The 21672-nt window shown below is 69.7% G+C and carries 20 protein-coding genes; 16 read left to right on the top strand and 4 right to left on the bottom strand.

Going from position 1 to position 21672, the window contains the following annotated elements; translation table 11 throughout:
* Nucleotides 1-6 precede the first annotated feature (6 nt).
* Genes ACZ7SW_RS45785 through ACZ7SW_RS45775 form a run of 3 tightly spaced genes read left to right on the top strand, consistent with a single transcriptional unit; the run spans nucleotide 7 to nucleotide 2484 of the window.
* On the top strand, nucleotides 7-1812 hold the full coding sequence (locus ACZ7SW_RS45785) for an asparagine synthase-related protein (protein ID WP_470236657.1): 1806 nt from the start codon (nucleotides 7-9) through the stop codon (nucleotides 1810-1812).
* Complete coding sequence (locus ACZ7SW_RS45780) at nucleotides 1796-2050, top strand: lasso peptide biosynthesis PqqD family chaperone (protein WP_470236656.1); 255 nt, start codon at nucleotides 1796-1798, stop codon at nucleotides 2048-2050. Before ACZ7SW_RS45785 ends, ACZ7SW_RS45780 begins: the two co-directional genes overlap by 17 nt.
* Complete coding sequence (locus ACZ7SW_RS45775; RefSeq protein ID WP_470236655.1) at nucleotides 2047-2484, top strand: lasso peptide biosynthesis B2 protein; 438 nt, start codon at nucleotides 2047-2049, stop codon at nucleotides 2482-2484. The genes ACZ7SW_RS45780 and ACZ7SW_RS45775 overlap by 4 nt, the downstream gene beginning before the upstream one ends.
* Here ACZ7SW_RS45775 and ACZ7SW_RS45770 read toward each other — a convergent pair.
* Nucleotides 2427-3326, bottom strand: coding sequence for a LysR family transcriptional regulator (locus ACZ7SW_RS45770; RefSeq protein WP_470236654.1), 900 nt, complete (start codon nucleotides 3324-3326; stop codon nucleotides 2427-2429). The two genes, ACZ7SW_RS45775 and ACZ7SW_RS45770, sit on opposite strands and share 58 nt — an antisense overlap.
* Nucleotides 3327-3397: 71 nt before the next feature.
* Between ACZ7SW_RS45770 and ACZ7SW_RS45765 the strand changes: the two genes are divergently transcribed.
* The 3 genes from ACZ7SW_RS45765 (at nucleotide 3398) to ACZ7SW_RS45755 (ending at nucleotide 8036) form a co-directional block, all read left to right on the top strand.
* Nucleotides 3398-5182, top strand: coding sequence for a gamma-glutamyltransferase family protein (locus ACZ7SW_RS45765; protein ID WP_470236653.1), 1785 nt, complete (start codon nucleotides 3398-3400; stop codon nucleotides 5180-5182).
* A gap of 142 nt (nucleotides 5183-5324) precedes the next feature.
* The gene (locus ACZ7SW_RS45760; RefSeq protein WP_470236652.1) at nucleotides 5325-7889 is read left to right on the top strand and encodes a glutaminase domain-containing protein; all 2565 of its coding nucleotides are present in this window, start codon (nucleotides 5325-5327) and stop codon (nucleotides 7887-7889) included.
* 21 nt (nucleotides 7890-7910) lie between these two features.
* Nucleotides 7911-8036, top strand: a complete 126-nt coding sequence (locus ACZ7SW_RS45755) for a hypothetical protein (RefSeq protein WP_470236651.1) — start codon at nucleotides 7911-7913, stop codon at nucleotides 8034-8036.
* A 221-nt stretch (nucleotides 8037-8257) separates the two neighbouring features.
* On the opposite strand, the gene ACZ7SW_RS45750 is transcribed toward ACZ7SW_RS45755, so the two are convergent.
* Nucleotides 8258-9754, bottom strand: a complete 1497-nt coding sequence (locus ACZ7SW_RS45750) for an acyl-CoA synthetase (RefSeq protein WP_470236650.1) — start codon at nucleotides 9752-9754, stop codon at nucleotides 8258-8260.
* 84 nt (nucleotides 9755-9838) lie between these two features.
* Between ACZ7SW_RS45750 and ACZ7SW_RS45745 the strand changes: the two genes are divergently transcribed.
* Nucleotides 9839-10501 (top strand): TetR/AcrR family transcriptional regulator, encoded by a 663-nt coding sequence (locus ACZ7SW_RS45745; protein ID WP_470236649.1) that lies wholly within the window; start codon nucleotides 9839-9841, stop codon nucleotides 10499-10501.
* Here the strand turns inward: ACZ7SW_RS45745 and ACZ7SW_RS45740 are convergent.
* Both ACZ7SW_RS45740 and ACZ7SW_RS45735 read right to left on the bottom strand, forming a co-directional pair.
* A complete protein-coding gene (locus tag ACZ7SW_RS45740; protein ID WP_470236648.1) occupies nucleotides 10488-12062 on the bottom strand; it encodes a succinic semialdehyde dehydrogenase in 1575 nt (524 codons plus the stop codon). The two genes, ACZ7SW_RS45745 and ACZ7SW_RS45740, sit on opposite strands and share 14 nt — an antisense overlap.
* Before the next feature lie 16 nt (nucleotides 12063-12078).
* Nucleotides 12079-13707 carry a GMC family oxidoreductase gene (locus tag ACZ7SW_RS45735; RefSeq protein WP_470236647.1) on the bottom strand — a complete coding sequence of 543 codons (1629 nt, stop codon included), beginning with the start codon at nucleotides 13705-13707 and terminating at the stop codon, nucleotides 12079-12081.
* A 260-nt stretch (nucleotides 13708-13967) separates the two neighbouring features.
* On the opposite strand from ACZ7SW_RS45735, the gene ACZ7SW_RS45730 reads away from it, so the two are divergent.
* From ACZ7SW_RS45730 to ACZ7SW_RS45690, 9 genes are all read left to right on the top strand, one after another.
* Nucleotides 13968-14504 (top strand): hypothetical protein, encoded by a 537-nt coding sequence (locus ACZ7SW_RS45730; protein WP_470236646.1) that lies wholly within the window; start codon nucleotides 13968-13970, stop codon nucleotides 14502-14504.
* A 248-nt stretch (nucleotides 14505-14752) separates the two neighbouring features.
* Entirely contained in the window at nucleotides 14753-14962 is a 210-nt protein-coding gene (locus tag ACZ7SW_RS45725; RefSeq protein WP_009077103.1) for a CbtB domain-containing protein, read from the top strand.
* Between the two features lie 25 nt (nucleotides 14963-14987).
* Nucleotides 14988-15827: a CbtA family protein gene (locus tag ACZ7SW_RS45720; protein ID WP_470236645.1), complete on the top strand. Its 840-nt coding sequence runs from the start codon at nucleotides 14988-14990 to the stop codon at nucleotides 15825-15827.
* Nucleotides 15824-16489: a (2Fe-2S)-binding protein gene (locus ACZ7SW_RS45715; RefSeq protein WP_470236644.1), complete on the top strand. Its 666-nt coding sequence runs from the start codon at nucleotides 15824-15826 to the stop codon at nucleotides 16487-16489. The genes ACZ7SW_RS45720 and ACZ7SW_RS45715 overlap by 4 nt, the downstream gene beginning before the upstream one ends.
* A 349-nt stretch (nucleotides 16490-16838) precedes the next feature.
* Nucleotides 16839-17558, top strand: a complete 720-nt coding sequence (locus tag ACZ7SW_RS45710) for a DinB family protein (RefSeq protein ID WP_470236643.1) — start codon at nucleotides 16839-16841, stop codon at nucleotides 17556-17558.
* A gap of 86 nt (nucleotides 17559-17644) precedes the next feature.
* Nucleotides 17645-17839 (top strand): hypothetical protein, encoded by a 195-nt coding sequence (locus ACZ7SW_RS45705; protein WP_470236642.1) that lies wholly within the window; start codon nucleotides 17645-17647, stop codon nucleotides 17837-17839.
* A gap of 62 nt (nucleotides 17840-17901) precedes the next feature.
* Nucleotides 17902-18654 carry a hypothetical protein gene (locus ACZ7SW_RS45700; RefSeq protein WP_470236641.1) on the top strand — a complete coding sequence of 251 codons (753 nt, stop codon included), beginning with the start codon at nucleotides 17902-17904 and terminating at the stop codon, nucleotides 18652-18654.
* Nucleotides 18639-19112 (top strand): nuclear transport factor 2 family protein, encoded by a 474-nt coding sequence (locus tag ACZ7SW_RS45695; protein ID WP_470236640.1) that lies wholly within the window; start codon nucleotides 18639-18641, stop codon nucleotides 19110-19112. Before ACZ7SW_RS45700 ends, ACZ7SW_RS45695 begins: the two co-directional genes overlap by 16 nt.
* An 84-nt stretch (nucleotides 19113-19196) precedes the next feature.
* A complete protein-coding gene (locus ACZ7SW_RS45690) occupies nucleotides 19197-21569 on the top strand; it encodes an HAD-IC family P-type ATPase (RefSeq protein ID WP_470236639.1) in 2373 nt (790 codons plus the stop codon).
* Nucleotides 21570-21672: the final 103 nt, after the last annotated feature.

The raw sequence follows: 21672 nt of genomic DNA, 5'->3' as shown, positions 1-21672 counted from the left end.
CAGCCGATGAGCAGGCCGGGATTCTTGGTGCTGCCCGATTCTCCCGCCGCAGCGGGGATCCGGCGGCTGTGGGAGGGCGCGCAGGTGTACGCCCACGCGTCCGGGCGGCCGTGGCTCGTCGGCCGATGGCGTCGCGCCGAGGCGGCGGTGGGGACAGCCGGACCGGTGCGGCTGGCGGTGATCGGGAACTGCCCGGTCGCCGCCGTCCGGCTCGGCGAACTCGCGGCCAGGGTGTTCTCGCTGGCCGACCTCGACCGGGTCGCCGCCGGGCTGACCGGTTCGTTCCATCTGGTGGCCACTGTGGACGGTGCGGTGCGGATCCAAGGCACGGCAACCGGATCGCGGCGGGTATTCCACTGCCGGGTCGACGGGGTGCCGGTCGCCGCGGATCGGGCTGATCTGCTGGCCGAACTGGTCGAGTCCTCAGTGGACGAGGAGGTGCTCGCCGCACGGGTGTCGTGCGGACTGCATCTTCCGCCGCCCTTGAGCGAACGACCGTTGTACGCCAAGGTTTCCGCTGTGCCACCGGGCGACTGTCTCTTGTGGACAGACGGTCGAACCCAGGTGAAGCCGTGGTGGCGTCCGCCGGTCGCCCGCGAGTCACTGGCCCGCGGTGCCGACGGAGTGCGGACTGCGCTGGCCGAGGCGGTCCGCTCGGGACACGGTTCCGCTGATCTGTCGGGCGGCATGGATTCGACGTCGCTGTGTTTCCTCGCCGCCCGGGAAAACCCGGAGTTGCTGACCTTCCGCTGGGCCGAGGCGGAGGCGGGCAACGACGACGCGAAGTTCGCCGCCCGGTCCATCGCCGCGCTGGACCGGGCCGAGCACGTGATCGTCCCGCAGCACGATTTGCCCGCCGTCTTCGCGGATCCGGACCGCCTGGTCGACGGCGACGAACCCTACGCGTTCACCCGGTCCGCGTCCAGGATCCGGTACAGCGCCGAAATCGTGGCCGCACGCGGGTCCGAAGCGCACCTCGCCGGACACGGCGGGGACGAGCTGTTCAGCCCGCTGCCCGGGTACCTGCACCAATTGCTGCGCCGTCGGCCGGTCACCGCGTTGAGCCACGTCCGGGCACACGCCGCACTGCGGCGCTGGCCGCTCTTCGGGACGGTGGCGGGACTTCTCCGGCCGGGCACCGTGGCTGGCTGGTGGCGACAGCAGGCCGCGCAGCTCGCCGATCCGGTCAGTTCGGCGCGCCGCCCGGTGCTCGGCTGGGGCGTCGCGCCGCTGCGGGCCCAGCCGTGGATCACCGGCGACGGTCTGGACTTGGCTCGAAAAGCCTTGCACCGCGCGGCGAGCGAAGCCCAACCGCTCGGCCGCGACCCCGGCGAACACCAGGCGATGCTCGTCCTGCGGTCCGCCGCCGCGCAGTACCGTTTGACGGCCGGGCTGTACGCCGAGACCGGTGTCCAGTTGCGGTTGCCGTTCTTCGACGACCGGGTCGTGGAGGCCGTTCTGCGTGTCCGGCGGCACGAGCACGCGGACCCGGGCCGATACAAACCCCTGCTGGCCGAGGCGATGCGGGGGATCGTGCCGGACGTCGTGCTCGGCCGGGCGACCAAGGGCGAGTTCGGCGCGGACATCCGGGACGGCCTGCGCCGCAACCAGGCCGCGATCCTGTGCCTGTTCGAGGATTCCGCGCTGGCCGCGCGCGGGCTGCTCGACCGGGACCGGCTGCGGGCCGCGGTCCTCTCGCCGCAGCGGGACTACCGCGTGGTCGCCGCTCTTGAACCGCTCATCGGAGGTGAGATGTGGCTTCGCGCCGCCGAACGCCCAGTCCCGAGGAGGCTCGATGCGCTTGCACCCTGACGTGACCACCACCGACATCCCGGACGGCAGCACCGTCCTGCTTCACCTGGCGACTGGCCGGTACTGGCAGCTCAACGCCACCGGAAGCACTGTGCTGCAAGGGCTTCTCGACGGCAGCGAACCGGAGGGCATCGCGTCGGAACTGGCCTCGCGGCACGGTGTCGACGAGGCCATGACGCGGAAAGACGTGACCGCGGTGCTCGAGCAGTTGCAATCCGCCGGGTTGGTGACGGCATGAGCGCGCCGGTCGCGCTCGCGACGCGCGTCCGCCTGCCGTTGCACCGCCGTCCGGTGCCGCTGCTCGCGGTCGCTCTCGCTCGTCCGCTTGCCCGGCTGCGTCCGGCGAAGCTGCGCCGCGTACTGGAATTCGCCCGCCGGGGCGCACGGCCAGCCACCACCGATGCAGCCCTGGCCGCCTGCTCAGACGTCGTCTCGGTGAGCCTCCGCTGTGCCGGACAAGGCTGTCTCCAACGTTCGATCGCCGCCGCGCTCTTGTGCCGCCTCAGGGGTTCCTGGCCGACCTGGTGCACCGGAGTGCGGACGAGCCCGTTCGCCGCGCACGCGTGGATCGAGGCGGACGGCCGCGCGGTGGGGGAGCCGTATCCGGACGGCCACTACGCGCCGATGCTGTCGGTCCCGCCGGTGGCGAGGGTGATGTCCACAAACGCCTGAGTTGCCGCGGCAATCGGTCCGGACCGGTATATCAACCACTGCGGGAGCTTCTCCGGCGGCGCGAACCGGAGCACCTCGGCACCGGCCCGGCGGGCCAGCTCCGCCCAGCCGTCCGGCATCAGGCTCGCGCCGATCCCGCGCAGCACCATGGGCAGGACCACGCTCCGGTCGCCCACCTCGGCCGCGATCGACAGGTCCGGCACGCTCGCCGCGAGCCGGTCGAAGAATCCGCGCACCGCGGTCGCCGACGTGGTGACGACGAACTGCATGCCGCTGAGTTCAGCGCGCTCGACGACCCCGTCCGAGCCGATCTCCGTACCGGGCGGGGCGACCAGGAGCAGTTCCTCGTCCCGCAGGTGATGCGCGACCAGACCCGGCCCGACCGGGCGTTCCGCGCTCCCGCACACCCCGGCCTCGCACCGGCCCTGCACCACCATCGCGACCACCTCGGCCGCCGACAACGCCGCCGACGTGCTCACCAAAACGCCCGGATACCGCGTGCGCATCTCGGCGATGATGCTGATCACCGGCTCCAGCGCGGACGACGACGTGGCCGCGACGTCGATCCGCCCGGCCGGTCCGTCGCCCGCCATCCGCGCGGCGGCGCGCAGGGCGTCGAGGTCGCGCAGCACCAGCCGGGCGCGTCCGGCCAGCGACTCGCCGGCGTTCGACAGCACCGCGTTGCGCCCGACCCGGTGGAACAGTTCGACGCCCAGGTCCTGTTCCAGCTTCGCGATCGCCCGCGACAACGACGGCTGGGCCACCCGCAACGCCCGCGCCGCGTGCGTGAACCCGCCGTGCTCGACGATCGCGACGAAGTACTCCAGCTGCCGGCGTTCCATAGCGACACGCTATCGGATTGGTGCCTCAGATGCCTTTGACGTACCGCCAGCCCGCGCGCGACGATAAGGCCATGGTCCAGACGCGCCCGACGTTGCAGGGCACCTTCGGCATGGTGTCGTCCACCCACTGGCTCGCCTCGGCGGCCGCGATGGCGGTCCTCGAGGACGGCGGCAACGCCTACGACGCCGCGGTCGCGGGCGCGTTCGTGCTGCACGTCGTCGAGCCGCACCTCAACGGGCCCGGCGGCGAGGTGCCGATGATCCTCGCCCCGGCGGGCGGCGCGCCGAAGGTGCTGTGCGGGCAGGGCCCCGCGCCGGCCGGCGCGACGATCGAGCATTACACCTCGCTCGGTCTCGATCTGGTTCCCGGCACCGGTCCGCTGGCCGCCGCGGTGCCCGGCGCGGTCGAGGCCTGGCTGCTCCTGCTGCACGACCACGGCACGAAATCGCTGCGCGAGGTCCTCAAGTACGCCATTCACTACGCGGCGGACGGCCATCCGGCGGTCGAGCGCGTCGGCGCGACGGTGGAGACCGTCCGCGAACTGTTCGAGAACGAATGGACGACGTCGGCCGAGCTGTACTTGCCCGGCGGGGTCGCGCCGAAACCCGGTGGGCTGCTGAAGAATCCCGCGCTCGCCGAGACTTGGCGCAGGCTGATCGCGGAGGCGGAGGCTGCCGGAAGCGATCGGGAAGCGCAGATCGAGGCGGCGCGGAAGGCGTGGCGCGAAGGGTTTGTCGCGGAAGCGCTCGCTGCCTTCGCCGCGAAACCGGCGATGGACTCTTCCGGCGAACGGCACGCGGGCACGCTCACCGCCGACGACATCGCCGCGTTCCGGCCGGCCTACGAGGACCCGGTCACCCACACCTGGAACGGCTGGACTGTCGCGAAAGTTGGCCTGTGGAGCCAAGGTCCGGCTTTCCTGCAGCAGCTCGCGCTCCTGCCGGACGAGCTGGAGTACGCGACGCCGGAGTACTACCACCGGCTCATCGAGGGCACGAAGCTCGCGATGGCCGACCGTGAAGCCTGGTACGGCGACAGCGCGGAAGTGCCCGTCGAGGCGCTGCTTTCCCCGGAGTACACCGAAGTCCGGCGCAAACTGATCGGTGAGCGGGCTTCCTTCGACCTGCGTCCGGGCAGCCCGGAAGGCCGCACGCCCCGGTTGAGCAGGCACGCGCGCTACGTCGCGGACGGCGGGGTCACCGCGTCGGCGATCGGGGCGGGGGAGCCGACCGTCGCGAAGGACGGCCTGACCCGGGGCGACACGTGCCACCTCGACGTCGTGGACCGCTGGGGCAACATGATCGCCGCGACGCCGAGCGGCGGCTGGCTGCAGTCCAACCCGGTCGTGCCGGAGCTGGGTTTCCCGCTGGGCACCCGGCTGCAGATGGCGTGGCTCGACCCGGGCCTGCCCAACTCGCTCGCACCGGGCAAACGGCCGCGCACCACGCTTTCGCCGTCGCTCGCGCTGCGCGACGGGGTGCCGGTGATGGCGTTCGGCACCCCCGGCGGCGACCAGCAGGACCAGTGGAACTTCCACTTCTTCCTCGGCACGGCGCTGCGCGGGAAGGTCCGCGGCGGGCTCGATCTGCAGGGCGCGATCGACGCCCCGAACTGGCACACCGACAGCTTCCCGAGTTCGTTCTACCCGCGCGGCATGACGGCGGGCAGCGTGACAGTGGAATCGCGGATCGGTGCGGAGGTCATCGCCGCGCTGGAGAGCCGGGGGCATGCCGTGACGGTCGGGGAGCCCTGGTCGGAGGGGCGGTTGTGCGCGGTGGCGAAGGATCCGGAGACCGGGGTGCTTTCGGCGGCGGCGAATTCGCGCGGGGAGCAGGGGTACGCCGCCGGGCGGTAGCCGGGACTGACAAGCCCTGTCTGGAAACGGACAGCGCTTGTCAGTGCTTTCGGCAGATTTACAACGTTGTATCGCGGTGCCACACTGAGGTCGCTCGGTTCCTTCTTTCCCGTGTCCGGTATCCGACCGAAAGAAGCTGTCGATGTCCTCCGATGCTCCCCGCGAGGTCAGCCGCCGCGACGCCCTGCGCTGGGCGGGCACCGGCGCGGCCGCCGTCGCCGCGCTCTGGTGCGCTCCGGAACTGGTCCAGTCCACCGCCTCGGCCGCCCCGGCGGGCACGCTGAACCCGCTGCGCCCTCCCGCGACCCCGCTCGTCGTGCGTTCGCCGTACCTCTCGACCTGGCAAGCCGCGGACACCCTGCCCGGCACCTGGTCCACGTTCTGGAACGGGCACATCACCGCGTTGTGCGGGATCGCCCGGATAGACGGCGTCGCGTACGTGTTCGCCGGTGCGCCGCAGCTGCCGTCCGGTCCGAGCCTGAGCCCGATGACGCAGAACTCCTTGCGGGTCACCGCGACCCGCTCGATCTACGAACTCGCCGGCGGCGGCGTGACCCTCACCGTCACCTTCTTCTCGCCGGTCGATCCCGGCAATCTCCAGCGGCAGTGCGTGCCGTTCGGCTACGTCGCCATCGCCGCCGCGAGCACCGACGGCCGGGCACACGCCGTCTCGCTGCATTTCGACACGTCGGCCGAGTGGCTGCAATGGGATTCGGGCACGCCGGTCGGCTGGCAGCGGCAGGAATCCGGCGGCATCACGTCGCTGAGCGTCCAGGCCGCTTCGCCGGGCGTGCTCGCCGAGGACGGGCACGACCAGCCGCGCTGGGGTTCGCTCGTGGTCGCGGCGCCTTCGGCGGGGGCGAGCTGGCAGATTGGGCAGGACACGGTCGTGCGCGCGACGTCGGCGAACGGGGGAGCGCTGCCCGGGACCAGCGATCCGGACCAGCCTCGCGCGATCAGCGACCGCTGGCCGGTCCTCGCGTTCGCCAAAGACCTCGGCACGGTCCAGCCGGGCGCGGCGGCCGATCCGCTGGTGGTGGCGATCGGGCACGTCCGCACGCCCGCGGTCAGCTACCTCGGCGCGCAGCTGGCGCCGTGGTGGACGCACTACTGGTCTTCGTGGCCGGACATGGTCGCGTGGTTCCATGCCGACTACCCGGCCGCGCTCGCCGCCGGTATCGCTCTGGACCAGCGGATCGACAGCGAAGCGTCCGCCGCGGCCGGCGGGGGCAGCACGGGCGGCCACTACGCGGCGATCTGCGCGCTCACCCTGCGCCAGGCGTTCGGCGGCACCGAACTGGTGGACCGGAACGGCTCGCCGTGGGCGTTCCTGAAGGAGATCTCGTCCAGCGGCAACGTGTCCACAGTGGACGTGATCTACCCGTCGCTGCCCGGTTATCTCCATCTCTCGCCGGAGTTCGTCCGGCTGCTGCTGGAACCGGTGCTCGACTACGCCGAACACGGCGGCTGGCCGATGACGTTCTCGGAACACGACATCGGCGCGTCCTATCCGAACGCGGCCGGGCACAACGACGGCAACGAGGAGAGCATGCCGGTCGAGGAATCGGCCAACATGCTCATCATGTCCGCCGCGGTCGCGCAGCGCCTGGACGCCGCGGCGGCGAAGGCGTTCGCCAACGCCCACTACGGAATCCTGCGGCAATGGGCCGAGTACCTGGTCGGCAACACCCTCGACCCGGGAAACCAGAACCAGACCGACGATTTCACCGGCTGGATCGCGCACAGCGCCAACCTCGCGTTGAAGGGCATCATCGGCGTCGGCGCGATGGCCGTTCTCGCCGATACCACCGGCAATTCCGCGGATGCCTTGCGGTACAGGTCGATTTCACGGTCGTACGTCAGCCAGTGGACCACGTTGGCCAACGACGGTTCGCACTTGCGGATGGCGTATGACCAGCCGGGCACCTGGAGCCTGAAGTACAACGGTTTCGCCGACCGGTTGCTGGGCCTTGACCTGGTGCCGCTCGGGACCGCCGCGCGGGAAGCTGCCTGGTATCAGTCGAAACGGGGCGCGCACGGCGTCCCGCTGGACCTGCGCCACGACTACACGAAGGCCGATTGGGAACTGTGGACAGCCGCCTGGCTGGCCGACCACGCCGACATCCGCGCGACTCTCGTGGAGGGCGTCTACAGTTTCGCCAACACCACCGGCTCGCGGGTTCCGTTCTCGGACTGGTACTTCGTCGCCGACGCCCGGCAATCCGGTTTCCAAGCACGCCCGGTCGCTGCCGGGTATCTGGCTTTGCTGCCGCGCCCGGCGGCTTCGACGACGTCGTGGCGGCGGATCCAGAACCAGCGGTCCGGGAAGCTGCTCGCGGTGCGGGACATGTCGCTTTCGGACACGGCTGATGTGACGCAATGGCAGGACAACGGCACGGTCGATCACGTGTGGACAGTCGTGGACAGCGGCGACGGGACCGTCCGGATCATGAACCGCAACAGCGGCAAGGTGCTGGCGGTGCACGACCAGAGCCTGGACAACGGCGCGCACGTGCAGCAGTTCCAGGACAACGGAACACCGGACCACCTGTGGCGCATCGTGGACGCCGGCGGCGGCTGGTGGAAGCTGGTGAACGTCCACAGCGGAAAGGTGATGGCGGTCGACCAGCAGTCCACCGCGGACGGTGCACAGGTGACGCAGTGGGACGACAACGGGACGCCGGACCATCTGTGGCGGTTCATCTGAGCTGGACAGTCAACAGCGTTGATGACTGTTTTGAGACAGCACAACGACTGCAACGGTGACGAGGTGTTTCAGCAGCAGGCCCTCCACCTTGAACTGGCCGACGGGTCCAGCCAGGAGATCCATGCCGCGATGTACCTCCGGTTCTAGGGGAATCTCATCGCCCGGGTCGAGTAATACGCCTCTGCCCGGCAATGTGCTCGACCGCACCTACGGCCGCGAACTGCGCGGCGATACCGAATTCCGGACTCCGAGCACATCACTCAAGTTGGTGCGGCGCATATGGGCTATCTGGAGGCGGAACCGCTTCGCAGCGAGTACGTCGGCATCATCCAGGACTACCTGGCCCTCGAAGAGACTCGCTGAAACCCTTAGCGGGAAACCGATTCGGCCGAGTCCGTATACCGGGCCCGGAGTTCGCGTTTGAGCAGCTTCCCCGTGGCATTGCGGGGAAGCTCGGCGACCATCTCGACCCGGCGGGGGCACTTGAAAGCGGCGATCCGTTCCCGGCAGTAAGCGATCACCGCGTCCCCGTCGAGCGCGTCACCGGCGGGCACGACCACCGCGATCACAGTTTCTCCCCACTGGGGATCCGGCGCGCCGATCACCGCGACGTCGGCGATCTCCGGATGCCGGTGCAGCACCTGTTCGACCTCGATCGGATAGACGTTCTCGCCGCCGGAAATGATCATGTCCTTCTTGCGGTCCACCAAAGTCACGAAGCCGTCGGCGTCGCAGCGGGCGAGGTCGCCGGAGTGGAACCAGCCGCCGCGCAGGGTTTCCGCGCTCGCTTCGGGCAGGCCCCAGTAGCCGGCGAAGACGTTCGGGCCGCGCAGCACCAGTTCGCCGACCGTCCCGGTGGGCACGTCGTCGTCGCGTTCGTCCACGATTCGCGCCTCGACGTGCAGGAAGGGCCGTCCCACAGACCCGGCGTGCGAGCGCACGAACGCCGATTCCAGCACCAGCGCGGCGGGGGAGAGTTCGGTCATCCCGAAACCCTCCACAAAGGTCAGTCCCTTGCCCTCGTAGAACTCGATCACCGGCAGCGGGCACGGCGCGCCGCCGCACAGCAGGTAGCGCAGCCGCGACAGGTCGTAGGAATCGAAGTCCGGGACCTGCGTCATCGCCGCCCACATCGCGGGCACCATGAAGTGGACGGTGACCTTCTCGCGCTGGATCAACGCGAGTGTCTCTTGTGGATCGAACTTGCCCGCGACCACGACAGTGCCGCCCGCGTACAGCAAAGGCAGGGTGAACAGCGCCAGTCCGCCGATGTGGAAGAACGGGGCGACCGTCAGCGTGATGTCGGACGGGAGCAGCCCTTCCCCGGAGGTGAGCACGTTGATCGCGTTCGCCTCCAGGTTGCCGTGGGTGAGCATGGCTCCCTTGGGCCGTCCGGTGGTGCCGGAGGTGTACATCAGCACCGCGACGTCGTCCGGTCCGGTCGGTTCGGGTTCGACGCGGTCCTCTTGGGACAGTTGGCTGTTGTTGACCAGCATTCGGCCGCCGGAGGCTTCCTGAGCGAGCGCGGCGAAGGTGTCGTCGTGCACCACGACCACCGGCCGGGCGTCTTCCAGAAGATACTCGACTTCGGCCGCCGCGAGCCGGAAATTGATCGGCAGCGTGATCGCGCCGAGCCAGGCCACCGCGAAGAGCGTTTCGAGGTAGCCGGTGGAATTCAACCCCAGCAAGGCCACCCGGTCGCCCTTGCGCACGCCCAGCTCACGAAGCGCCGCGGCCCGCCGCGCCACCCGGTGTTCGAGGTCGGCGTAGGTGATCCGCTCGCCGGTCTCCGCGGCCACGAGCGCGACCGACTCGGGGGTGACGGTGCTGCGCCGGGCAATCCACTGCGCCAAGCTCGCTGCCATGCCGAGACTCCTTCGTCGCCGGGGACCACGACGAAGGTAACCGTACGGACGGTCAGTGGTCAAACATTCGGTTACAGTGGGCCGATGCCACCCAAAGGCCGCGCCGGGGACATCCTGGCGACGTTCACCCGCTACGTCGCCGAACGCGGATACGACGCCGCGAACTTCTCCGACATCGCCGGCGAGCTGGGGCTGTCGAAGGGCACCATCGTGCACCACTTCGGCACGAAGGACCGGTTGCTCGCCGCGCTGCACGAGTCGTACATGCGCCGCAGGCTCGCCGAGGCCGCGCTGATCCGCGAGCGCCTCGCGACGCCGACCCAGCAGCTGGCCGGACTGTTGTACGCGTTCGTGCTGTACCAGGTGGTCGACCGGGAGGCGACCGTCGCGTTCCAGCGCGAGGTCGTCCGGCTCGCCGACCACGAGGCGATGGCCGAGGGCCGCCGGATGCGCGCGGAATACCTCGACCTGGTGCGGGCCACGTTGTCCGCGGGGATCGCGTCGGGGGAGTTCCGCGCGTGTGATGTCGAGGTGCAGAGTCTGCTGATCTTCGGCTCGGCGCAATGGGCGTGGACGTGGTTCGACCCGGAAGGCCCGGTGTCGGCGGAGCAGGTGGGCGCGCAACTGGTCGATTTGGTCCTCGGCGGACTCTTGACGCGCCGGACCAGGCTCAGCGGACTGACCGAAGCGGACGGGAAAGTGGTCCAGATCGTACGTCAGTCCATTGCGGACATTACCGGATCCTGAGCCGCCGCATCATCTTCAGCCCGGACAGCATTCCTTCCACGTACTTCTCGTACTTCTGCCCCGGACGCGGGCTCATCACCGGCTTCTTCAGCACTGCCAAGTTCTGTACATCGGTGTACTTCAACAGCCCCTGATCCCCGTGCCGGGCACCGACTCCGGACGTCTTCACCCCGCCGGACGGCGTTCCCTTGGCGGCATACGCCGTCGCCAGGCTGTCGTTCACGTTGACGTTGCCCGTCTCCAGCCGGGCAGCCACCGCGGAAGCTGCGCGAATGTCCTTGCCCCACACCGAAGCGTTCAGTCCGTAGTCGGTGTCGTTCGCCAGTTCGACGGCTTCGTCCACTGTCCGGTACCGATGCAACGCGACCACCGGGCCGAACGTTTCGGTGACCCCGCACAGCATGTCCTTCGTGACGCCTTCCAGAATGGTCGGCTCGAAGAACGCCGGTCCGAGGTCCGGCCGGGGACGTCCGCCGCACAACACGGTGGCTCCCTTCTCGACCGCATCGTCCACATGGGACTTCACGCGGTTCATGTGGTCGACCGAAACCAGCGAACCCATCTCCGGGCCGAAATCGTAAGCCGCCCGCACATCCAGCGAGGAAGCCTTGGCGACAAAGGCTTCCTTGAACTCCTCGTAGCGCGACTCCGGCAGGTAGATCCGCTCGATGTGCATGCAGATCTGCCCGGTGTTGCCGAACGCGCCGAACACCGCGCCCGGCACCGCGTCGGCGAAGTCGGCGTCCGGCAGTACGATCATCGGGTTCTTGCCGCCGAGTTCGAGACAGCAGCCGATCAGGTTCCGGCCCGCCTGCTCGCCGATCACCTTGCCGGTGGCGGTGGAGCCGGTGAACATCACGTAGTTGGCCTGGCCGATGAGCGTCGGGCCGACGTCCGGACCCTCGCCGCACACGACCTGGAACAAGCCCTTCGGCAACCCGGCTTCTTCGAGCAGCTGCACGCCGTACAGCGGCGACAGCGCCGTTTTGTTGTCCGGCTTCAACACCACCGCGTTGCCCGCCATCAGCGCCGGAATCGCGTCCGAAATGCCGGTGGCGAACGGGAAATTCCATGGCGCGATGATGCCGACCACGCCCTTGGGCACCCGGATCTCGGTCGAAGAAGACACCAGCGGCACCGGTCCGCCGCGCCGCGCCGGAGCCAGCAGTTTGGGCGCTCGCCGCAGGTAATGGCTCATGATCATCGGCGGATCGCAGGTTTCCTCGATCGCCATCCGCCGGTTTTTGCCGCTTTCGACCTGGATCAGGTCGGCGATGGTGCGCGCGCGGTCGATGAAGAGCGAATGCGCCCGCCGGAACACCGCGAGCCGCTGTTTGAGCGGTGTCGCGGCCCATTTCGCCTGCGCCGCCCGCGCGGTGGCGAACGCCTGCTCGATGTCGGCGGGCGTCGACTGCGGCAGATCCGCCAGGACGTCGCCGGTGTAGACCTCGGTGAGCGGCCACGCCGCGCCGCCCGAGCCCGGCACGCGCGCGACGAGCTGCCGGAGGAACTCTTCGGTCGCCGAAGCCGGGCGGGTGGGCCGGACCGGGGTGAGGGTCATGGTCTTCCGCTCCTTCTCAGTTGCCGGAAAGAACCAGCTGCGCGCCCATTTCGCCGATCATGATGCAGGGTGCGTTGGTGTTGCCGCCGGTGATCGACGGCATGATCGAGGCGTCGCAGACCCGCAGCCCGTCGACCCCGCGGACCTTCAGGTCCGGCCCGACGACGGCGAGGTCGTCCACGCCCATCCGGCAGGTGCCGACGCCGTGGTACACCGACGTCGCGCGGTTGAGGATGGCGTCGCGCAGCTCCTGGCCGCGCAGCTGCTTGCCCGGGTGGATCTCCTCGTTGATCGAGCCCTTGAACGCCTTCGACGCGAAGATCTCGCGCACCATCTCGGACCCCTCGCCGAGCACTTCGAGGTCGGCCGGGTCCGCGAGGTACTGCGGGTCGATGAGCGGTGTCGCGGCCGGATCCGCCGAGGCGAGCCGGATCGTGCCGCGGCTCTTCGGGTAGATCAGCGTGGTGAGCACGGTCAGCGCCGGCCGCTTGTCGACCGGGTGCCGGATCGGCGCGTCCTGGTTCGGCGACACGTACGCCCACGGCAGCAGGTGCAGCTGCAGGTCCGGCACCGTGGTCGCTTGCGAGGTCTTGAGGAACGCGAGCGCCTCGAACACCGAGTTCGCCAGGAACGTCGAACCCGGCTTGAGCAGCTCGCGCGCCATCCCGCGGGCGAAATACGGTGCGGTGCCCTTGTTCTTGCACGAGGACACCTGGAACGTCAGCGCGTGGAACATGTGGTCGTGCAGGTTGTCGCCGACCGGCAGATCGGCGAGCACGTCGATGCCGTGTTCCTTCAGGTGCTCGGCGTGCCCGATCCCGGACAGCATCAGCAGCTGCGGCGACCCGACGAACCCGGCGGCGAGGATGACCTCCTTGCCCGCGCGGATCGTGCGGTGCTTGCCGTTGGCGTCGGTCACCTCGACCCCCGTCGCGCGGCCGTTCTCGATCACCACTTTCCGCACGAACACGCGTGATTGGATCTCAAGCGTGCGGGGCGCGAGGTGGTGCAGGTAGCCGCGCGAGGCGCTGTAGCGGAGGCCGTCGGCAGCGTTCTGCTGCATCCGGCTGACGCCTTCCTGCGACTCGCCGTTGTAATCGTCGATGATGTCGCAGCCGATCGCGTCGGCCGTCGCGTCGAGGAACTGCAGCGTCCCTTCCTGCGGGATCTTGTTGCGGGTGATCTTGATCGGCCCGCCCGCGCCGCGGAAGGCGTTCTCGCCGTCCTCGAAGTCCTCCATGCGCTTGTACGCGGCGTTGACGCCGTCGGCGTCCCAGCCGGTGTTGCCCTCGGCCGCCCAGGAATCGAAATTTGCCCGGTTGCCGCGGACGTAGACCATCCCGTTGACCGAACTGGAGCCGCCGAGCACCTTCCCGCGCGGCACCGGCATGCGCCGATCGAGAACATGTTTCTGCGGGACCGAGTAGAACCCCCAGTCGCTCATCCGCTTCAGCTGGGGCACCGCGTGCAGCGGCGCGACCAGCCCCGGCTTGCGCAACAGCAGCTGCTCGTCGCTCTTGCCCGCTTCGAGCACGATCACGCTGGCCCCGGACTCCGCGAGTCGCCCCGCGACGGCAGCTCCCGAGCTGCCCGACCCGACGACCACGTAGTCGGCTTCGTTGCTCCGGGCCACCCTGGCTGCCATGTCCGCTCCTCGTCCCGCGCACCGCCGAAACTATAACCTGTTCTAGTTCAGGCACGGTATAGCTTCCCCGCCGGACGCGCAACGCTTCGCACACGAACCCGATTGACTCGCCCGAGGGGGATGGAGGAAGCGAACCGCCGCGCTCGCGCCGGGGAGACGACGCTCGATCTGCGGGGGCTCCAGCTGACGGAGGTCCCGCCGAGGGTGGCGGAGCTCGGCGGTCTCCGGAACGGTTTCCCGGTCTGGACATCACACGCCGCGTGCCGTGCCGGTGCGGGCTGGACTCCCCGGAGCTGTTCGACTACGGGAACCTCCGCGCCCGGCTGGGGCGCACGCCGCCCAAGCACGAGTTCGAATGCCATCGCTCCGGCGAGCAGCGCTCCGCCGACACGAGGCCGAACAGCAATTCCGGCACCGAAACCTTCCTTGGCCCGCAACGGCTCGCGTCGGCGGATCACCGGCTCGCCGTACGAAATCCACCTCTGCTGCGAGGAACCCGGCACCTGGCGGCGACAAGGGCGGGTCCCCCGTTTCGCGGCCGCACGAGTGGTTCGCGAAGCCCGGGCCGTACCTGGAGCATCTCATCCGGGTCCGGAAACACGCCGCGCCGCTGGCCGGACCGGTCCGACGACGACCTTCCGGAACCGCACGCGAAGACCGACGCGGACTTCCGCGCGCTGAATGGGCAAACTCGACCCGGACGAAGACTGGGCGGCCTGTCCCGCTACGACACGCCGGAGGGACTCACTCTTTACCTGTGCCCCGAGCACCTGGCGTTCTACCGCGACCCCGCGTGAGCGGTCTTGCTCCGTTCGGTGCGACCCCGGGCACACCGGCTGCGCAAACCAGGCGATAACCGACACGTCGGACCCTCGGGCGATTGACGACCGGCCGGACACCGCCGTACCGTGCTGCTCGCGCGACGGCTTCCCGAAGCCGGTGAGATTCCGGCACGGTCGCGCCACTGTGTGCCCATCCGGGCGAGTCAGGTCGAGGAGCCGTCGTCGGTCCACCCGCAAGGGACGCGTCATCCCGAAGGAGAGCCATGGCCACCATTCCGGCCGACCGGTCCACCCCGGTCGTCTTGCCCGTGTCGAAAGCCGCTTTGCTGCTCGGCGCCACGATCGTCGGCGCGCTGCTGCTGTACTACTTCATCGGCGTCGACCAGGGCGCGGTCTCGATCTTCGGCAGCGACACGCACGTGCACGAGTTCGTCCACGACGCGCGGCACTTCCTCGGCTTCCCCTGCCACTGACGCGCCCGGAACGGACAACCGAACAATGCAGAACAAGCTGATTCTGCGCGGCCTCCTCGCCGGAGCGCTGGGCGGACTGCTGGCGTTCGTCTTCGCGCGGATCTTCGCCGAACCGCTGACCCAGGAGGCCATCGACTACGAATCCGGCCGCGACGAGGCGCAGATGGCGCTCGACAAAGCCGCCGGGATGCCGAGCGAACACGAGGGCCACGAGATCTTCAGCCGTGCCGTGCAGGGCAACCTCGGCATCGGGCTCGGCATGGTGCTCTTCGGGGTCGCGATGGGCCTGCTGTTCGCGGTGACCTACACGGTGCTGCTGGGCCGCGTCGGCCGGATCCGCGCGCGGGTGCTGGCGGTGCTCGTGGCCGGGGCCGGATTCCTGTCGCTGTACCTCGTGCCGTTCCTGAAATACCCGGCCAACCCGCCGGCGGTCGGGCACGAGGCCACCATCGGCGCGCGCACCGGGCTGTACCTGACGATGGTCGTCGCGTCGGTGCTCTTCCTGGTCGCGGCCGTGGTCGTGGGCAAACGGCTCGCGCCGCGGCTGGGCAACTGGAACGCGACGCTCGTCGCGGGCGCCGGGTTCGTCGTGCTGTCCGCGCTCCTGATGGCGTTGCTGCCGTCGCTCGGGTCGCTGGCCAGCAACGTCGCCGAGTACGGCCCGCAGGCCAGCGAAACCCCGCTGCCGCTCAAGGGCCCGGACGGCCAGATCGTGTACCCCGGATTCCCCGCCGACACCCTCGTCGGATTCCGGCTCTGCTCGGTGCTGGCGCAGGTCATCCTGTGGGCGACCATCGCGCTCGTGTTCGGCCCGCTCGCCGAACGCGTGCTGGACCGCGGGCGCGCGGTTACCGTCGAGGCGTGAACCCGCTGACCGGACTGGGCCCGTTCTTCGCCGTCGACACGCATCCGGCCGAGGAACCGGCCGAGCCTTGGCACCCGCTGTCCGAGGTACTCGACGACGGCCCGGTGCTGCGCGAACGAATCGCGCAGAACCGTGCCGTGCTCGGCGGCGATTTCGTGGAACTGCGCGTCGCGGCGTCGATCGCGCATCTCGGGCTGGCGGCGCGGATCATCTCGCCCGCGTTAGGTCTCGCGGTCGGCGCGGGAGCGGTTCCGGACTACTCGACGGCTTGGTGGCAGCCGAAGCTCGGCGGCGCGTTTCCGTTGTCCTTGAAGGAAGATCCGCCGGTTGAGTCCGATGTGGTCGCTGCCTTCGCGGAACGGGTGCTGCGTGGTCCGTTGGCGCGGTTGGACAAGGCGATGGCACAGTTCTCGCTGGCGGAGAACGTCCGGCGGGGGAATGTCGCTTCGGCGCTGAACGGGGCGGTGACGGTGTTGCGGTCCGAGCGTCCGGAGTGGACTGAACGGGTCGCTGGAATCGTTGCCGCACTGGAGGAATCGCCGGAGCTCGCTGGTACTGCGACCCGGGAGAACGGTCGGTTCCGGCGGCGCAGCTGCTGCCTGTTCTATCGCGCGACGCCGGATCGGGACGGTCCGAAATGCGGGGACTGCGTGCTGGTCTGACCGATCAGGGCGCTCGATTGGCCTGATAGGCGACCATGATTCCGGCGAAACGGTCGGCGACGCCGGGGTAGTTGTGGACGAAGACCGGAGCGAAGTCCGCAACTGCGGCCCGGCGGCGGGGGAGGCGACGGCGCGGACGAGCAGCCTGCGGCACCGAGGAGGAGCGCGAGCAGCAAGCCCGTACGGTGGCTGCCGCCGGGAGGCACAATCCCGTTCGGTGCCACGGAATTGAGCATAGCGGCGTTTCGACGCTCTCGTTTTCGGCCGAAAGGCAGCGAAAGACCGTTTGTGCGGCCGAACCAAGCCGGAGAGGCCGGTTTTGTCGGTGCTCGTACCTAGGATGCGGAGCATGAAGCGGTATGTAGACGAGGACCTGCACGACGCGGAGTTCCGCGAGTGCGATCTGACCGGGGCGCGCCTGATCGGCGTCGTCATGCAGGACGCGGTGATCGACGGGCTCGTCACCAATCTCGTGGTGAACGGGGTCGAAGTCAGCGAGTACGTCGAGGCGGAGCTGGACCGGCGGTATCCGGTGCGGGTGCTGATCCGCTCCGAGGACCCGGCCGATCTGCGCGAGGCAGCGCGGCAGCTCCATGCCGGCTGGGCCGCCACGGTCGAGCGGATCCGCCGTACGCCCGGCATCGAGCGGCGCAGCGTGAACGACGAGTGGTCGGCGGTGCAGACGATGCGCCACCTGGTCTTCGTCCACGACTCGTGGTTCCGCCGCTGCTGTCTCGGCTCGACGGAGCCGTTCACGCCGATGGGCATCGGGCCGGATGTCGAGCCCTACCGGGAAGCGCACGGGCTGGACCGCTCGCTCGATCCGTCCCTCGACGAGATCGTGCGCGTGCGTACCGCGCAGGCCGCCGAGCTCGAGGCCTGGCTTGACGAGGTCACCGCTGCGCAGCTCGCCGCACCGGCGCCGGTGCCCGGCGACGATGTCTGGCCGCCGTACGCCCGGGGCCGTTCGGTGCGGCAGTGCCTCCGCACGGTGCTCAACGAGACCTTCGAGCACCACGGCTTCTGCGTCCGCGACCTCGACCTGATCGAGGTGCCGGGCAGGGCCTGACCTCAATCTCGCCGGAACCACCTCAGTGGGCCTGCGATCGAGATCTGCGCGGGGAACACTGGCGAAGGGGGCGTCGGGAGGTTGCCATGCGGAGGAACTACTGGACCTACAGTGCCGGGCTGCTGGTCGCGTGGGCGCTGGTCTTCCTGCTCACCGGCCTGCTCCGCGGCGGGGACGAGGTGCGGGTCGTGCTGCCGGTGTTCGGCGGCTTCTGCATCGGCTGGGTGAGCACCACCATCGCGCGGTATGTGTACCCGCCGCCGAAGCAGTGGCTGAGCTGAATCCGTCCCGGTCGCCGGGACGACCGCCGCCCGCGCCGCGCCAGTGTTCGTAGGCTCGGCCAGTGTTGTCCGAACGAGCGTTCTTCTCCTTCGTCGCACTGGCCGATCCTTCGCGGAAACGCGAGTACAACGAGTGGCATCAGCTCGACCACCTGCCGGAGAACCTTCGCCTCCCCGGCGTCGCGCACGGCGACCGCTGGGCCTGGACCGGCGACGGGCCCGCGAGCCCGGAGCTGGTCGGCGTCGACTACGTGGCGATGTACTGGTTCCGCCCGCCGTACGAAGAAAGCGTGGCTCAGTGGCGCAAGCTCGGCGAAGACTCGTTTCAATGGGGCCGCGGGCCGCTGATTCCGGGCGTGCGGCGGCCGTTGCTGGGGTTCTTCACGCCGGTGCTCGGGTACGTCGCGCCGCGGATCCGGCTGTCCGCGGACGCGCTGCCGTTCCGGCCGCACCGCGGGCTGCACGTCACGGTCGCCGAACTCGCCGAACCGCATGGCGGCGAGGCGCACGCGCAGTTCGCGTGGCAGGACCGGACGCGCATTCCCGACCTGCTGACCTGCCCGGGCGTCGCCGGGGCCTGGACGTTCTCGTTCCTCGGCAGGCAGCAGCATTCGACGTTGAACATCGGCTCCGGAGAGGAACGCGCGCCGGGTTCGCTGCGGGTCCAGTTGCCGTACCTGGACGAGGGTCCGGTCGAGGTGAGCCGTGAGATCGCCGAGCGGGAGAAGGAAGGGGAGCCCGCGCCGCATCCGGACGCCGAGCGGGTGCTGCTGTCCGGCCCGGTCCGCACGATCATTCCGTGGCGGGACTGGTGATCCCCGTCGAGGAATGGGCCGCGTTGCACGATCTCGTGCACCGTTGCGCCGCCCGCGTCGACGAGCGAGATTTCGCTGGGGTCGCCCGGCTGTTCGGTGCCGACGGGGTGCTCGTGCTGCCGGATCCGCCTCGCCGTTTCGACGCGGTCCGGGAGCATCGCGGTCCCGAAGGCGTGGCAGCGGCCTCGTCCGTGCTGGACGACGTGCCGCTGACCGCCCACGGCATCACCGGCGCGGTCTTCGACCCCGGCGCCGATCCCGCGACCGCACGCGGACGGATCGCCTGCGTCGCCCACCACGTCAGCCCGCGCGACGGACGATTCGCTGACGCGGTGTGGCATCTGCGCTACCTCGACCGCTACGCGAAGACCACCGGCGAGTGGCGGTTCGCGCGCCGTGAGGTGCACCTCGACCTGATCGAAACCAGGGAGGTCCGGGCGTCCCGCCTCGGCCGGTGACCTGCGCCGAGTCACCCGAACGGGCGGACCCGTCCAGGGCTGCGGCGCGACGGGTTCGCCCGGAAACTGCGTATGGTCGAGCCCATGCCAGGGGATGACGGCCTGCTCACGCAGGACAGCACGCGCGGGCTCACCGCGGCCGAGGTGGCCGAGCGGGTCGCCGCGGGACGGACCAACGACGTGCCCTCGCGCACGAGCCGCAGCGCGTGGGAGATCGTCCGGTCGAATGTCTTCACCCGGATCAACGCGATCTTCGCGGTGCTCGCGGTCATCATCTTCTCGACCGGCTTCCTGCTGGACGGGCTGTTCGCCGGGGTGATTGTGGCGAACAGCGTCGTCGGCATCGTGCAGGAGCTGCGCGCCAAGCGGACGCTGGACCGGCTCGCGATCGTCGGCCAGGTGCGCCCGCGAGTGCGGCGCGACGGGACCAGCAGCGAGCTGGCCCCGGAAGAGGTCGTGGCCGACGACGTGATCGAGATCGGCGCGGGCGACCAGGTGGTGGTCGACGGCGAGGTGCTGGCCGCGGAGGCGCTCGAGGTCGACGAATCGCTGCTCACCGGCGAATCGGACCCGGTGGTGAAGCGCGCGGGAGACCCGATCATGTCCGGCAGTTTCGTGGTGGCGGGGAACGGCGCGTACCGGGCGACGAAGGTCGGCTCGGAGGCGTACGCGGCGAAGCTGGCCGAGGAGGCGGGCCGGTTCACGCTGGTCGATTCGGAGCTGCGGAACGGGATCAACAAGATCCTGAAGGTCATCACGTATCTGCTCATCCCGGCCGGCGCGCTGTCGATCTACAACCAGCTTTCCGGTTCGCAGGCGCTGCCCGCCGCGCTGCGCGGGATGGTCGCGGCGCTCGTCCCGATGGTGCCGGAAGGCCTGATCCTGCTGACTTCCGTCGCGTTCGCGGTCGGTGTGATCCGGCTGGGGCGGCGGCAGTGCTTGGTCAACGAGCTGCCCGCGATCGAGGGCCTGGCTCGCGTGGACGTCGTCTGCGCGGACAAGACCGGCACGCTCACCGAGAACACGATGCGCCTGTCCGAGCTGCGGCGACTGCACGACGCGGGCGAGGCGCCGGAGACGGTGCTGGCCGCGCTCGCCGCCGCCGACCCGCGCCCGAATGCCAGCCTGGTCGCGATCGCCGAGGGCTGCCCGGCCGCGTCGGACTGGACGCCGACCGCGGTGGTGCCGTTCTCGTCGGCGCGGAAGTGGAGCGGCGCGGCGTTCGGCGAGCACGGCGACTGGGTACTCGGCGCGCCGGACGTGCTGCTGCCCGCCGAATCGGAGGAACGCGCGGAAGCGGAACGGATCGGCGCGCAGGGCCTGCGGGTGCTGCTGCTCGGCCGCGCGGCGAACGCGGTCGACGCGCCGGACGGACCGGGCGAGGTCACGCCGGTGGCGCTGACCGTGCTGGAGCAGAAAATCCGCGGCGACGCCCGCGAGACGCTGGACTACTTCGCCGCTCAAGGCGTTGCGGTAAAACTGATTTCGGGCGACAACGCGGTGTCGGTCGGCGGCGTGGCCCGCGCGCTGGCGCTCCCCGGCGGCGAAGCCCCGGTCGACGCGCGGACGCTGTCCGAGGACCCGGGCAAGCTGGCTGACGAGCTGGAAGGCACCGCGGTGTTCGGCCGCGCGACGCCCGCGCAAAAGAGGGCGATGGTCGCGGCGTTGCAGGCTCGCGGACACACCGTCGCGATGACCGGCGACGGCGTCAACGACGTCCTGGCGCTGAAGGACTCCGACGTCGGAGTCGCGATGGGCGCGGGCAGCCCGGCGACCCGGTCGGTCGCGCAGATCGTGTTGCTGGACAACGCTTTCGCGACCTTGCCGTACGTCGTCGGCGAAGGCCGCCGGGTGATCGGCAACATCGAGCGCGTCGCGAACCTGTTCCTCACCAAGACTGTGTACTCGGTGCTGCTGGCGTTGATCGTCGGCGTGCCTGGGCTGATCGGGCTGGACGCGATGCCGTACCCGTTCCTGCCCCGGCATGTCACGATCGTCGGCTGGTTCACGATCGGTCTGCCCGCGTTCGTGCTGTCGCTGGCGCCTAATAACGATCGCGCGCGCAGTGGGTTCGTCGGCCGGGTGCTGCGGATGGCGGTTCCGGCCGGGGTGGTGATCGGGGCGGCGTCGTTTGTGTCGTACATCCTGGTTCATCCTGGGGGAGCGACTAGCGATGCCGCGCAGGTGCAGGCGAGTACTACGGCGTTGATGACGTTGATGGCGCTGGCGTTGTGGGTGCTGGCGGTGGTCGCGCGGCCTTATACGTGGTGGAAGGCCGCGCTGGTGGGGGCTATGGCGGTGGTTTCGGCGTTGATGTTCTTGCTGCCGTGGACCCGGGAGGTTTTTCAGCTGGATCCGAGCAACGCCGGGTACACGCTGACGGCGGTTTGCTGTGCCGCGGCTGGGGTGGTGTTGATCGAGATCGGGCGTTGGGTGGGGAATCGGGTCGGGAAGTAGGTCGGGGGCGGCTCGTCGCCTGGCGGCGACATTGCTGTGGGGGTTGCGTGGGGGCACCCCGAAGCTGAGTGTGACTACGGCGCGGAGGTGCTTGTCAAGGCGG

Source organism: Amycolatopsis sp. NPDC114484 (assembly GCF_055633755.1).
The sequence above is the reverse complement of the archived record's forward strand: the minus strand, read 5'-3'. Positions and strand labels throughout refer to the sequence as shown.